The sequence below is a fragment of the Luteolibacter sp. Y139 genome, from assembly GCF_038066715.1.
In the GTDB taxonomy this organism is placed as follows: Bacteria; Verrucomicrobiota; Verrucomicrobiia; order Verrucomicrobiales; family Akkermansiaceae; genus Haloferula; species Haloferula soli.
The window spans coordinates 427,320-440,849 of the sequence record NZ_JBBUKT010000001.1; the positions used below are offsets into that span (position 1 = coordinate 427,320).

Below are 13,530 nucleotides of genomic sequence, written 5' to 3' on the forward strand. Positions count from 1 at the left end.
CGGCCCCCGATCAATCGCCACCACAGCTTTGGCCCAGCCACGCCAAATAAGCCGGCAACCCCGCCACCACCGGCAGCGCGATGATCTCCGGCACCTCATAGGGGTGCAGCTCCCGGATCGCCGCCTCTAGATCCGCATACCGGGTCGTCTTGATTACCCCCAGCACCTCCCCGGCCCGCTCGACTTTTCCCTCCCACCGGTAGATCGATTCCACGCCCGGCAGCACGTTGACGCAGGCCGCCACTTGCCTTTCCACCAGAGCCGCGCCAATCTGTCGCGCCTGATCGAGATCGGGAAACGTGCAAAGGACCACCACGGCGTCTTCCATGGCTGTTCCTGAACACTGAAAACTGAACACTAGCAAACTCTTTGAAGCCCGGCTTCCTCGACAAACTCCTCGCCCGCATCGACCGGATCGACCCGGCCGAGGCCCGCCAGCTTTTGGACCGGCTGGTCCGCGAAAAGGGCTTTCTGGAGCAGGTCTTCGAGGCGCTCCACGAGGGCATGATCGTGCTCGATGAAGACGGCGAGATCTCCTTCATCAACGCCGCCGCCTGCCGCCTCTTCGGCATCGATGTCGAGCAAGCCGCAGGGATGCCCCTCTCGGTCTGCGTCCCGGGCCTTGATTGGAAATCGCTGGCCAAGCCGGGCACCGCGGTCTCGCGGGATCTGGAGACCTTCTACCCGGAAAACCGCTTCCTGAACTTCTACCTGTCCCCCATCCAGTCGGGCGAAGGCGAAAAAACCGTCGGCTGGGTCATGCTGATCCGCGACCTCACGACCACCCGCCAGGAGGCGGAACAAACCCTCGAAAGCGAGCGCCTGAACGCCCTCACCCTCCTCGCCGCCGGAGTCGCTCACGAGATTGGCAATCCCCTCAACTCCCTGGACATCCATCTCCAGTTGATGGCCCGGAAGCTGAAAAAGCTGCCACCCGGAGACCGCGCGCCGCTGGAAGAAAATCTCAATACCGCCCGCAGCGAGATCAAGCGGCTCGATACCATCCTCCGCCAATTCCTCCAGGCCATCCGCCCCACCACCCCTCACCGCGAACGCTGCGACCTCACCCAAGTGCTGCGCGATGCCGTGAAGCTGTTAGAGCCGGAACTCGAATCGCGTCACATCACCGTCGAGCTCGACATGGACGAGGACTTCCCCGCCATGGAACTGGATGCCGGGCAGTTCCAACAGGTCTTCTACAACCTCCTCCGCAATGCCTACCAAGCCCTCGCCGGCAAGGACGGGATCATCCGCATCGCCGCCCACGCCAACGAATTCGAAGCCACCCTTTCCATCGAGGACAATGGCAGCGGCATCCCGCCCGAACAGATGGGCTCCCTCTTCGAGCCCTACCGCACCACCAAGCAATCCGGCACCGGCCTCGGCCTCCTGATCGTCCGCCGCGTCGTCCGCGAACACGGCGGTGAAATCGAAATCCAAAGCGAACCCGGCGCCGGCACCCGCATCCTCATCCACCTCCCCCGCGGCCCGAAGCCCGTGCGCCTGCTAGAGCAGCCGGTGAGCATCATCGACATCGACTGAACCTCCATGTTTGCGCACGAATCCAAAGCGATCCGCCTCGCGAAACGAATCTCCATTGGCTTGGTCGTCCTTTCCGTCCTCCTCTCGATATTTCTTCCGAGGGAGTGGATGCCACGTATTCGCGGATTTGGGAGAGGCCCTGAGCTACTCCTGCTGTTCGCCATCCCGATGACAGCGTTGTTGCTAGCTTACGAGATCACCCGCGCCATCTCGGCCTCCCTGACAAGACGGCAAGACAACAAAGTCCGCGACGCGGAATTCCTCCGGAGATTCACACGCTCCTCACATTCTGACCGCCAGAATACCACCGATTCATGACCACCCCCACCCTCCTCATCGCCGACGACGAAAAGGCCACCCGCGATGGCCTGCGCTCGGCGTTGGAAGAAGAGTTCGAAGTCTACACCGCCTCGAACGTCGCCGAGGCGATGAACGTCATGAAGGCGGAGCCGGTCGACCTGCTCCTCACCGACCTCCGCATGGGCGGCGACTCCGGCATGGATCTGTTGGACCAAGCCATGGCCCTCCCGCAGCCACCCGTCGCGATCATGATGACCGCCTACGGCTCGGTGGACACCGCCGTGGAGGCGATGCGCCGCGGTGCCTGGCACTTCGTTACCAAGCCGCTGAACCTAGACGAAGTCGAGATGCTCCTGAAGCGAGCCCTCCGCAGCCGCAAGCTGGAGACGGAGAACAAACAGCTCCGCGCCCAAGTCTCCGACAACACCGGCCTCGAAAAGCTCGCCGGCAAGTCCCCCGCCATCCAGCGCGTCATCGACGTCGTCCGCCAAGTCGCCCCGACCCGCGCCACCGTCCTGATCGAGGGCGAAAGCGGCACCGGCAAGGAAGTCGTCGCCCACGCCATCCACCGCCTGAGCGGACGCCCGGCCGAGAAGCTGGTCATCGTCCACTGTGCCGCCTTGGCCCCGCAGATTCTCGAAAGCGAGCTCTTCGGCCATGAAAAGGGAGCCTTCACCGGCGCAGTCCAACGCCGCATCGGCCGCTTCGAGCAGGCCGACGGCGGCACCCTCTTCCTCGACGAAATCGGCGAAATCGACGCCTCCATCCAAGTAAAACTCCTCCGCGCCCTCTCCGAGCGCACCATCGAGCGCGTCGGCTCCAACAACCCCGTGAAGGTCGATGTCCGGGTGGTCGCCGCCACCAACAAGAACCTCGCCGCCCTCGTCGCGAAAGGCGACTTCCGCGAGGATCTCTACTTCCGCCTCAATGTGGTCCGCGTCCAAATGCCGCCCTTGCGCGACCGGGCGGAGGACATCGTCCTGCTGGCCGGGGCGTTTTTGAAGGAATTCGCCGAAGAGAATGGCCGCCCGGTGAAGCCGCTCAGCGATGCCGCCCTCCGGGTGCTGCGCACCTACCCGTGGCCGGGCAATGTGCGCGAACTGCGGACGGCGATCGAGCACGGCGTGGTCATGAGCAATGAGCCGGTGATCGACCTCCACCACCTGCCAGCCTCCGTGCTGGGGGAAATGCCGGTGTTTCCGTCTCTATCAACCGCTTCGATCACTCCGGTGACGACCTCGGAACCGGGGAAAATCCCCCTTGCCGGTGGGGGGGAATTCAACTTGCATGCGCTCGAAACCAGCGCCATCCGCGCGGCTTTGGCGCAAGCTGGGGGCAACCGGACGCGGGCCGCCGATTTACTCGGCATCAGTCGCCGCACCCTCCAGCGCAAGCTGAAGGAGGAAGAGGACTGACGTGCCCGGCGGCGCCGCGACTGAATTCCCCATGAGCAGCCTTCCCTCTACCCAGTTCGAGACCGCGGTGATGATCCGCCGCATCTTGTTCTTCCTGGTGCTCGTCAGCTTCACCCTGTTGCACCTGCTTCCGCTGTTCCGCGGGCTGGATTCGCCACAGGCCATGGAGCAGGCGCAGATCGCCCGCCAGATCGCCCGCGGCCAGGGTTTCACCACCAAGATGATCCGCCCGCTGGCCTACTACGAGGCCGAGAAGGCAAACCAGGGCGCGGTCAATTTCACCGACTTCAAGGACACCTACCACGCCCCGCTCAATCCCCTGATCATGAGCGCCGTGCTCAAGTTGGTCGGTGCCGACAAGGAGGGCGCATGGCCGATGGGCAAGAACGAACTCGTCTATCCGCTGGACCGGGTGATCGCGCTGGTTTCCACGCTCTTCTTCCTGATGTCGATCGGGGTCACCTACCTCTTGGTCGGGCGAATATTCGACGCGAAAATCGCCGGGGTCACCGCAGTGCTGATGCTGCTGTGTGACCTGATGTGGAAGTTCTCCCAGAGTGGCCTCCCGCAGATGCTTCTGCTGCTGCTCTTCAGCTGCGGCCTGTACTTCACCTACCGGGCGGTCGAGGCATCCGAAGAGGGAAAGATGCCCTTCGGTGCCGCGCTAGCCGCCTCCGCCTTCTTCGTGCTGATGGTCCTGACCCACTGGATCACCGCTTGGATTTTCCTCGGCTTCCTCATTTACGCCGCCTTCGCCTTCCGCCCTCGCGGCGTGGTCGCCCTGTCGGCCTTCGCCCTGCTGGCGATCGCCGTGGCCTTCCCCCTGATGCGGGCGAATGACTTCTCCGGCCAACCCTTCGGCACCGGCTTCTACGTGCTCTACAATGGCCTGGGAAGCGGCTCCGAGTCCTCGATCATGCGGAACCACGACCTGCAAAGCGCGCCGCTTTCGCTGGACGGCATCCTGATCCGCATCCTCGGCACCACCCTGGTCCAGACCTCGGAGCTCCTGCCCTTCCTCGGCGGCATTCTGGTCGCGCCGCTGTTCTTCGTGGCGCTACTGCACCCCTTCAAGCGCGCATCGATCGCCAATTTCCGCTGGGGCATCGCCATCATGTGGCTGTTCGGCGCGCTGGGCATGGCGGTCTTCGGGATCGACCGGACAAAGCAGCTTCATCCGAACCAGATCCATATCCTGTTCGCCCCGGTCATGTCGGCCTACGGCTTGGCCTTCATTTCCATCCTGTGGAGTCGCCTGGAGACCATCAATTCGGTGCCCTACCTGCGGAATGCCCACTATTTCGCCGTCGCCGCCCTCTCCGCCGCCCCGATGATCCTTTCCGCTCCGGATAAGATCAAAATCGGCCTCGCCGTCCGCGACCGCGGCTACCCGCAGTGGCCACCCTACCTCCCCTCCGTCCTCAACTCCAAGATTCCGAAGCTGCTCGCCCCCGGCGAGGGCGAGCCAGCGACCACCCGCGTGGTGGTTTCCGATCAGCCGTGGGCTGTGGCTTGGTATGCGGATGAAATCAGCCTCTGGCTCCCGAAGACCAAGCGCGGCTTCGAGCTGTTGGAAGAGCGCGCGGCCGCCCTTGGCACCCCCTTCGCGGGAATCCTGGTCACCCCCAGCTCGACCGCCTTTGACCCGGCCCCGACCGTCCGCGACCAGTACGGCGAATTTTCCTCCTTGGTTTTCAACGGCCTGGTCCTCGACATCACCTCTCCCGGAGCCGGCCGCGTCGGCACCCCGATCTTCAACACGGACACCAAGCTCGCCGACATCTACCGCCGCTACCCGTACCCCGAGCCGCTCGCCGGAACGGAAATCCTCTACTACGGCGAGCGCCGGGCCGAGACCGCTCCCAATCCCTAGCCCGATGCCCGCCCGCAGGAAATCCGCCGACGAGGGTCAAAATGGCACCGACCTGACCTTCGAAGCCGCCCTCACGGAGCTCGAGGAAATCGTCGCCGCCATGGAGGAAGAGCAGCTTCCACTGGAAGAATTGGTCTCCCGCTACGAAAAGGGCTCGAAATTGCTGGCGCGATGCGAAACGGTCCTCGCCTCCGCGCGGAAGCGCCTCCAGACCATCAGTGCCCGCGCCGAAGCGGGCACCGGCGAGGCCGACGGCGCGGAAGACGATGAATTGCCCGGCGCGCCGGCCGAACACGACGACGATGACGACATCCGCCTCTTCTGAGCCCCCAGCCCTCGGGCCGCTCCTCTCCGCCATCCGCACTCCCGAAGACGTTAAGACGATCGCGGAGGCTGATCTCACGAAACTTGCCGAAGAGGTCCGTCACTCGCTCATCACCTCGCTTTCCCGCACCGGTGGCCACCTCGGGCCGAACCTGGGTGTCGTCGAGCTGACCATCGCGCTCCACCGCGTCTTCTCCACGCCGAAGGATAGCTTCGTCTTCGACGTGGCCCACCAGGGCTACGTCCACAAGATGCTTACCGGCCGCGCCCCGGACATCCACACCATCCGCACTTACAAGGGCCTGAATGGTTTCCTCCTGCGCAGCGAGTCGGATCACGATTCCTACGGCGCAGGCCACGCCGGCACCGCCCTCTCCGCCGCCCTCGGCATGGCCGCCGCCCGCGACCTCGCGAAGGAAGACAGCCACGTCGTCGCCGTCGCCGGTGATGCCGCCTTCACCTGCGGCCCGACCCTTGAGGCGCTGAACAACATCGCCGAGACCACCAAGAAATTCATCGTCGTGCTGAACGACAACGAATGGTCGATCGACAAGAACGTCGGTGCCATCGCCCGTTACTTCAATGCGCTGCAGACGCACGCGACCTACGCCAGCGTCCGCAACTCCGCGGCGGATTTCGTGGAAAAGATCGCCGGCAAGGCCGTCCGCAAGCTCGCCCACAAGGTCGAGGAAGGCGCCAAGAACCTGCTCTTTCCGAACGTTCTCTTCGAAAAGTTCGGCCTGCGCTACTTCGGCCCCATCGATGGCCACGACCTGCCGCTGCTGGTCCGCACCTTCGAGCACCTGAAGACGCTCAATGAGCCGGTGGTGCTCCACATCATCACCGAAAAGGGCCGCGGCTATCAGCCCGCCCTCGATAACCCCGGCAAGTTCCACGGCCTCGGTGCCTACAAGATCGAAGACGGCTCCGTTGACGTCTCCGCCACCCCGACCTGCTCGGACATCTTCGGCCGCACCGTCACCGATCTGGCCAAGGCAGACGAACAAGTCGTCGCCATCACCGCCGCCATGCCCGGCGGCACCAAGCTGGAGATCTTCAAGAAGGAGCTGCCCCAGCGCTACTACGACGTCGGCATCGCGGAAGAGCACGCCGCGCTCTTCGCCTGCGGCCTCGCGACCAAGGGCATCAAGCCCTTCCTCGCGATCTACTCCACCTTCATGCAGCGCGCCTATGACATGATCATCCATGACATGGCGCTCCAGCACCTGCCCGTCCGCCTGTGCATGGACCGCGGCGGCCTCTCCGGCGACGACGGCCCGACCCACCACGGCCTCTTCGACATCGGCTACCTCCGCCCCGTTCCCGGCATCGTCCACATGCAGCCGGCCAATGAAGCCGAGTTCGTCGCGATGCTGAAATGGATGGCCCACTACGAGGCCGGCCCCACCGCCATCCGCTACCCGCGTGGTCCCATTAACGGCACTCCGCTCGATGCTCCCGTCCCGCCGATTGAACTCGGCAAGGCGGTCGTCGAAGCCGAAGGCACCGACGTCGTCCTGATTGGCCTCGGCACCCTCTTTGAGATGGCGAAGCAGACCAAGGCGATGCTGGAAGCCAAGGGCCTCTCCGTCGCCCTCGTAAATCCGCGCTTCATCAAGCCGCTCGATGGTGCCGTCTTCGAACGCTTCGCCAGCCAGTGCAAGGTCGTCTGCACCTTCGAGGACCACGTCCTCCACAACGGCTTCGGCTGCGGCGTGATCGAACTGCTCCACGACGCCGGCATCACCACGCCGGTCGAGCGCATCGGCTGGCCGGACGAATTCGTCGAGCACGGCAAGCCGGACATCCTCATGAAGCTGCACGGCCTGACGGCCGAAGCGGCCTTCGAGAAGGTGATGCGGCATTTCTAACATGCTCTGGCTGCTAAAGCTGACCTCCCCGCTCGTCCTCGTGATCCGCGAGGGAAAGGTCAGCCTGGCGAAAGGACGGCTTCCCGGCGGCACGATCCAGCAGGTCCAGGACGTCCTTTCAGACGCCGGGGTGACCTCCGGCACCATCCACGCCGATGGGGCCGGACGATTCCGCTTCTCCTACCACATCCCGGGAGAATTGCATCAGCGGTTGAGAAACGTCCTCGTTTCCCTATAGGCTCCCGCCATGGCGGAGATTCACTATGAAGGGCTCGACGGTTGGTGGAAGTCCGCCGCCCTTTGGGGCGCTCTCGGCGTCATCATCGCCTTCGCGAATTTGCCACCATGGCTGTGGATGGTCATCGCGATCGTCGCCGGTGCGGCCACCGGCGGGGCGTCCGCCTTCTGGCTCTCGAAAATGAAGACCAAGGCCATGTCCATCACGGGCTGGATCGGCCTGCTGGTCTTCGCGGGTTTGATCTATCTGCTGACGATATCCAATCCAGCCACTAGGGTTCCGACCATGGGCTTCTTCGCCCTCGGCTGCCTGTTCCAATCGGCGAACATGCTCGTCTTCGGCATCGCTGGCACTCGCGCCATCAAGGTGCTGAACGAGAAAAACGCCGGCTGGCTGAGCAAACTGGGCGCCTCATCGAAGCGCGTGGGACCTCCGCCACCGGCACCACCAGCCGCGGACTACGATGCCTGTCGTACCAAACTCCTCGCCGCCCTCCCCGAGCCCCTCCGCTCGGACATCGCCAATGCCTTCCAGACCGTCACGCTGGCCACGCCCTTCCGCTCCTTGCAAAGCATTTCACCCGCAGCCTCGTCACTCTCGGGTGCACCCTTGCTCGACCCCGCCTTCGCCTGGCCGCACCTCCACGGGCAGCCGCTTGAATTCCTCGCCCAGCTCAATCTCGGGGAAATCCCCGATACCGGCCACGCCCGTCCGGCAGCTGGATTGATATCCTTCTTCTGCGACGTGGCAAATCAGCCATGGGGCCACGATGCCGATGATGTCGGGAAAACAGTGGTCCTCTTCACACCCGACCCATCGAATGCCCATCCGCTGCTGAAGCCCGGAACACCACCCCACGCTCCGCCGCGCAAGCCGCTTGCCTTCACCCGGACACCCGCGTTTTGCCTGACCGAAGATCAAACCGACCGCCTCGATGACTTCATCCAAGAGACCGACGAGGCCACGGCATACACCGCCTCGGACATGCAGATGACGCTGGGTGAAGCGAACCCTCCGGAAAGCAACCGGGTGCTTTGTGCTCCCTCCCGTGTCCAAGGTGACATGGACGACGATCTCGCCAAAGCCGCGCGTTTTCTCGGCCTGCCGCTGGACACCGGGTGGACCCTGCTACTCCAGCTCGACTCCGATCGCGACCTCGGCTGGTGCTGGGGCGACAATGGCTTCCTCTACTTCTGGATCCCCACCGCGGATCTCGCGGAAGGCCGTTTCAATAGGGTCTGGACGATCCTCCAGTGCTGCTGAAGATTCCCGCCATGGCCCAGTTCGTCGAGCGCATCGCCATCGAGTGGTATGAGGTTCAAGCCGGTCGCGTCCACGTCAGGAAGGGCAATCCCTCCCATCTCAAGCTGAACGCACTGAAGAAGCTGTTCGAAACCGAGAAGCTCCCCGCCCTCACCAGCTTCTGGACCACCAAGGACCGCTGCATCCACTTCAAGCTGAACTTCCCCCACAATCTGCGGCCCGCCGTGCTCGCGATCGTGGATCCCTGATTTAAACTTGGCGCTCTTGGCGTCTTGGCGGTTCCCATCCCCGTCAGCCCGGCATAAAACGCACTCGCCGATGCCCGCCGCCCGCGTCCTCATCGACGGCCCTTCCGAGCTCGTCTTCGACTACGCCATTCCCGATGGACTCAACGTCCAGCCCGGTTGCCGCGTCCGCATTCCCCTGCGCAATAAGCTCTCCCAAGGCACCGTTCTCGATCTGGTCGAGCAGCAGGATGACCTCGGCTTCGCCCTGCGTCCGCTCCATTCGCTCAGCGACCCCGAGCCGCTGATCACCCCGAATCTTCTCAAGGCCGGCCGCTGGATCGCCAGCTACTATGGGTGCAGTATCGAAAGCGTCATCCGCGCCCTGCTACCGGAAGCCGTCCGCACCGAGGACAACTCCGCCAAGGTCCGCAAGACCGTGGTGCTCGAAAACGAGCCATCGCCCGAAATCCTCGCCAAGCTCCAAAAGCGCGCTCCAAAGCAAGCTGCCATCCTTTCCCTGCTCACCCACGCGCCGGACAAGAAGATCGCCCTCGCCGACCTTGGTGACGGAGCCTCCGCGTCGGTGAAGTCCCTCGCCAAACAAGAGCTCGTCCGCCTCATCGAAGAAGAAGTCCGCCGCGACCCAGAAGCCGACGGCATCGAGGAAATCCTTCCCGATTCCCCTCTCCCTCTCAATGACGAGCAAGAAGCCGCGCTCAAGGTCGTCCTTGAATCGCTCAACGCCCCATCCTCTTCCACTCCTTCATCTCCCATCCTCCTCCACGGCGTCACCGGCTCCGGCAAGACCGAAGTCTACCTCCAAGCCGCCCGCGCCACGCTCGATCTCGGCAAGACAGTCCTCGTCCTCGTCCCGGAAATTTCCCTAACACCCCAGACCGTCCGCCGCTTCCGCGCCCGTTTTGCCGGCATTCAGGAGCAAGTCGCCGTCTTGCATTCGAATCTCTCCCAAGGCGAGCGCTTCGATGAATGGCACCGCATCCGCAAGGGCATTGCCCGCATCGTCATCGGCGCACGCTCCGCCGTCTTCGCGCCGCTGCCGGACCTCGGCCTCATCCTGGTGGATGAGGAACACGAGAACACCTACAAGCAGGACCAGATCCCCCGCTATCACGGCCGCGATGTCGCCGTGCTGCGCGCCGCACTTGAAAACTGCACCATCGTCCTGGGCTCCGCCACGCCGTCGCTGGAGTCGTTTCAAAACACGCTCGAAGGAAAGTACAAGCTTGTCCGCCTCGCCAAGCGAGCCGACGGCCAATCGCTGCCGTTGATCCGCGTGCTCGACATGCGCCTGGAGAAGCAGAAGCAAAAAGGCGGCATGGCAATCCTCTCCGATCGCCTGCGCAACGCGCTCGAGCAACGCCTCCTCAAGAACGAGCAATCCATCCTCTTCCTCAATCGCCGCGGCTTCGCCCGCTCCCTGCAATGCCCCTCCTGCGGCCACGTCTGCATGTGCCCGCATTGCTCGGTGCCGCTCACCTACCACCGCGAGGACGAGCGCCTGATGTGCCACATCTGCGGCCACCAGGCCGTCGTCCCGCGCAAGTGCCCCGAATGCCGCGACCCCGCCATCGCCCTGCAAGGTTACGGCACCCAGAAGGTCGAAGAGGTCATCGCAAAGGTGCTGCCGCAAGCAAAGATCGCCCGCATCGATGCCGATGCCATGCGCAAGAAGCACGCCCTGCGCGACCTGCTCAATGCCTTCCAAGCCCGCAAGATCGACGTGCTCATCGGCACCCAGATGATCGCCAAGGGCCTGCACTTCCCGAACGTCACGCTGGTCGGCATCCTCAATGCCGATATCGGCCTCCACGTCCCCGACTTCCGTGCCGGCGAGCGCGTCTTCCAGCTTCTCACCCAGGTCGCCGGCCGCGCTGGCCGCGGCGATCTCGAAGGCGAGGTCATCGTGCAGACCTTCACGCCGCACTCCCCGTCGGTCCAGTTCGCCCGCCATCACGACTTCGATGGCTTTGCCGAGCAGGAGCTGGAATTCCGCCGCCAATTCGGCTTCCCGCCCTTCGCCCACTGCGCCGTCCTCACCAGCCGCTCCACCCACGAGCGCCGCGCCGAGTTCACGCTGCAAACGCTTCACCGCCGCCTCACTGAGAATCCCCCTCCGGGCCTCATGATCGGCGAGCCCATGCCCAGCCCGCTGGTGAAAACCCACGGCCAATTCCGCTTCCAGCTCATGCTGCGCAGCGCGAAGGCCCGCCCCATGACCCGCCACGTTCAGCAGGTGCTCCAAAAGACCACCCTGCCAGAAGACGTGACCGTCGTCTTCGACATGGACGCGTGGAGTTTCACGTAATCTTATAAACCAAGCGCCCGATACCGGCGTCTTGTCATGGGACACCTTGCCATCCCGAAACCCACGCTCCCTGTTCATGGCGAAAGCCCTCCGCATCCTCGTTTTACTCCTTTTCTGTCTCGCGACCAACGCACGGGCAGCAGGCAACAATTGGATGACCCTGCTCAACGGCACCCTGCCACTCTCGCAGTATTCCCTCCCCGGCACCCACGATTCTGGCGCACGCTACGAACCGCTCTCCGGCACTGCCAAATGCCAGAACCTCACCATCGCCGAGCAGCTCAATGCCGGCGTCCGCTTCCTCGACATCCGCTGCCGTCACCTGAACGACGCCTTCGTCATCCACCACGGCCAAGTCTATCAGAACATCAATTTCGCCGACGTCCTCAATGACACCATCGGCTTCCTCAACGCGAATCCCGGCGAAGCCGTCATCATGAGCGTGAAGGAGGAATACGACCCCTCCGGCAATACCCGCTCCTTCGAAGCCACCTTCGACGCCTACACCTCACAAAGCCCCGGCAAGTGGTATCTCGGCGCCAGCATCCCGACGCTCGATGCCGCCCGCGGGAAGATCGTCCTCTTCCGCCGCTTCGGCGCTTCATCCACGCCCAAGGGCATCGACGCCTCGAACTGGCCGGACAACACCACTTTCAGCACCGGCGGCACTCTCCGCGTTCAAGACAACTACAATGTCCCTGACAACAACGCCAAGTGGAACCAGATCCTCGCGATCCTGAATGAAGCCCGCTATGGCGGCCCCGGCACCCTTTACGTGAACTTCTCCAGCGGCGTCCGCAGCGGCACCTTCGGCATCCCCGACATCACCACCGTCTCGAACAACATCAACCCGCGGCTCACCACCTATTTCAATGCCAATCCGAGCGGTCGCTTCGGAGCCATACTGATGGACTTCGCCGACGCCGCGAAAGCCAGCCAGATCTATAACACCAACGCCCCCACGGGCCGCGCCGTCCAACACCCCGCGCACTTCATGATCGTCAATCGCAACAGCGCCAAGGCGATCGACCTCATCAGCGGCAACACCGCCAATGGCGCACAGGTCAACCAGTGGACCTACGACTACAATGGCCCCAACCAGCGCTGGTCCCTCGCCCCGACCGAGAATGTCGATCACTTCCGCATCGTCTCCTGGGTCAGCGGCAAGTGCGCCTGCATCGAGAATGACGCCACCACCACCGGAGCCAAGGTCCATGCATGGGACTACACCGGCAACAACCCGGCCCAGCAGTTCGACCTGATCGATGCCGGCAATGGCTACTTCAAGCTCCGCAATGTGAACAGCGGACTCGTGCTGGAAATCACCAACGCCGGCACCGCCAACAACGACCGCATTCAGCAAAACACCGACACCGGTTCGGCCAACCAACAATGGCGGCTCCAACCATGGGGCGACTACTTCATCCGCGCCTCCACCGGGAAATACATCTGCATCGAAGGCTCGGGAAACTCGAACGGCAACCGCATCGTCCAATACGCATGGGAGAATAACCTGTGGTTCCTGTGGCGCCTCGATGGCGTGACCAATGGCCACCTCAAGGCCTCCAGCCTCAATGCCCCCGCCCGCGTCCTCTGCGTCCCGAATGCCTCCATCACCGCGGGCATCGACTGCCACCTCTACGACTACAGCACCGCCAACACCGGCGACCAGAAGCTGCGCATCCTGCCGAAGACCAACGGCCTCTTCAAATTCTACTTCGTCCACGATGGCATGGCCTGGGACATCCCCGGCGGCCAGACCGCCAACCTCGTGCCCCTCGAGCAGTATCCTGACAACGCCAACTCGTGGCAGGAGTTCCAGCTTGAACGCGCGGTGATCCCCGGCAACCCGCGCGGCTTGATCATTCCCACGGTCTCGATGAATCGCGGCATCAGCTCCGCCGTCCTCACGTGGCCTTCCCAAGTCGGCTATCTCTACCAACCGGAGTGGTCCGATAACCTCGTCTCTTGGCAAAAAGTCGTCCCCTCCGCACTCACCGGAACCGGCTCGACCCTCACCGCCACGCACACCGGAATCGCCACCAGACGCTTCTACCGGATCGTCATTTCTCCGGCCTCCTGACCGTCCCGGCCTGCCTCGAAACGCCGGTTTTCACGTAGAAAAGCCGTGTACGAAGCGTTTCGGGACGC

11 protein-coding genes are annotated in these 13,530 nt (G+C 63.5%); 10 read left to right on the forward strand and 1 reads right to left on the reverse strand.

Annotation, left to right across the window (positions count from 1 at the left end):
* Window positions 1–10 precede the first annotated feature (10 nt).
* Entirely contained in the window at window positions 11–328 is a 318-nt protein-coding gene (gene cutA, locus WKV53_RS01910; protein WP_341402651.1) for a divalent-cation tolerance protein CutA, read from the reverse strand.
* A gap of 41 nt (window positions 329–369) precedes the next feature.
* Here cutA and WKV53_RS01915 point away from each other — a divergent pair, with 41 nt between their 5' ends.
* From WKV53_RS01915 to WKV53_RS01960, 10 genes are all read left to right on the forward strand, one after another.
* Window positions 370–1,542 carry a sensor histidine kinase gene (locus tag WKV53_RS01915; protein WP_341402652.1) on the forward strand — a complete coding sequence of 391 codons (1,173 nt, stop codon included), beginning with the start codon at window positions 370–372 and terminating at the stop codon, window positions 1,540–1,542.
* Between the two features lie 314 nt (window positions 1,543–1,856).
* Window positions 1,857–3,257, forward strand: coding sequence for a sigma-54-dependent transcriptional regulator (locus WKV53_RS01920; RefSeq protein ID WP_341402653.1), 1,401 nt, complete (start codon window positions 1,857–1,859; stop codon window positions 3,255–3,257).
* Window positions 3,258–3,288: 31 nt separating this feature from the next.
* Entirely contained in the window at window positions 3,289–5,130 is a 1,842-nt protein-coding gene (locus WKV53_RS01925) for an ArnT family glycosyltransferase (protein ID WP_341402654.1), read from the forward strand.
* Between the two features lie 4 nt (window positions 5,131–5,134).
* A complete protein-coding gene (gene xseB, locus WKV53_RS01930) occupies window positions 5,135–5,455 on the forward strand; it encodes an exodeoxyribonuclease VII small subunit (RefSeq protein ID WP_341402655.1) in 321 nt (106 codons plus the stop codon).
* Entirely contained in the window at window positions 5,433–7,325 is a 1,893-nt protein-coding gene (gene dxs / locus WKV53_RS01935) for a 1-deoxy-D-xylulose-5-phosphate synthase (RefSeq protein ID WP_341402656.1), read from the forward strand. The genes xseB and dxs overlap by 23 nt, the downstream gene beginning before the upstream one ends.
* A 1-nt stretch (window position 7,326) precedes the next feature.
* Window positions 7,327–7,563, forward strand: coding sequence for a DUF3634 family protein (locus tag WKV53_RS01940; RefSeq protein ID WP_341402657.1), 237 nt, complete (start codon window positions 7,327–7,329; stop codon window positions 7,561–7,563).
* A gap of 9 nt (window positions 7,564–7,572) precedes the next feature.
* Window positions 7,573–8,826: a YwqG family protein gene (locus WKV53_RS01945; RefSeq protein ID WP_341402658.1), complete on the forward strand. Its 1,254-nt coding sequence runs from the start codon at window positions 7,573–7,575 to the stop codon at window positions 8,824–8,826.
* An 11-nt stretch (window positions 8,827–8,837) separates the two neighbouring features.
* Entirely contained in the window at window positions 8,838–9,074 is a 237-nt protein-coding gene (locus tag WKV53_RS01950) for a hypothetical protein (protein ID WP_341402659.1), read from the forward strand.
* 70 nt (window positions 9,075–9,144) lie between these two features.
* Entirely contained in the window at window positions 9,145–11,379 is a 2,235-nt protein-coding gene (priA, locus tag WKV53_RS01955; protein WP_341402660.1) for a replication restart helicase PriA, read from the forward strand.
* A gap of 76 nt (window positions 11,380–11,455) precedes the next feature.
* Window positions 11,456–13,462: a phosphatidylinositol-specific phospholipase C domain-containing protein gene (locus WKV53_RS01960; RefSeq protein WP_341402661.1), complete on the forward strand. Its 2,007-nt coding sequence runs from the start codon at window positions 11,456–11,458 to the stop codon at window positions 13,460–13,462.
* Window positions 13,463–13,530: the final 68 nt, after the last annotated feature.

What these genes read in the sequence shown, in the direction of transcription:
- WKV53_RS01945 (WP_341402658.1), top strand. Translation starts at nt 7,573, where the DNA reads ATGGCGGAGATTCACTATGAAGGGCTCGACGGTTGGTGGAAGTCCGCC.
- WKV53_RS01920 (WP_341402653.1), top strand. Translation starts at nt 1,857, where the DNA reads ATGACCACCCCCACCCTCCTCATCGCCGACGACGAAAAGGCCACCCGC.
- WKV53_RS01940 (WP_341402657.1), top strand. Translation starts at nt 7,327, where the DNA reads ATGCTCTGGCTGCTAAAGCTGACCTCCCCGCTCGTCCTCGTGATCCGC.
- cutA (WP_341402651.1), bottom strand. Translation starts at nt 328, where the DNA reads ATGGAAGACGCCGTGGTGGTCCTTTGCACGTTTCCCGATCTCGATCAG.
- xseB (WP_341402655.1), top strand. Translation starts at nt 5,135, where the DNA reads ATGCCCGCCCGCAGGAAATCCGCCGACGAGGGTCAAAATGGCACCGAC.
- WKV53_RS01950 (WP_341402659.1), top strand. Translation starts at nt 8,838, where the DNA reads ATGGCCCAGTTCGTCGAGCGCATCGCCATCGAGTGGTATGAGGTTCAA.
- priA (WP_341402660.1), top strand. Translation starts at nt 9,145, where the DNA reads ATGCCCGCCGCCCGCGTCCTCATCGACGGCCCTTCCGAGCTCGTCTTC.
- WKV53_RS01925 (WP_341402654.1), top strand. Translation starts at nt 3,289, where the DNA reads ATGAGCAGCCTTCCCTCTACCCAGTTCGAGACCGCGGTGATGATCCGC.
- WKV53_RS01960 (WP_341402661.1), top strand. Translation starts at nt 11,456, where the DNA reads ATGGCGAAAGCCCTCCGCATCCTCGTTTTACTCCTTTTCTGTCTCGCG.
- dxs (WP_341402656.1), top strand. Translation starts at nt 5,433, where the DNA reads ATGACGACATCCGCCTCTTCTGAGCCCCCAGCCCTCGGGCCGCTCCTC.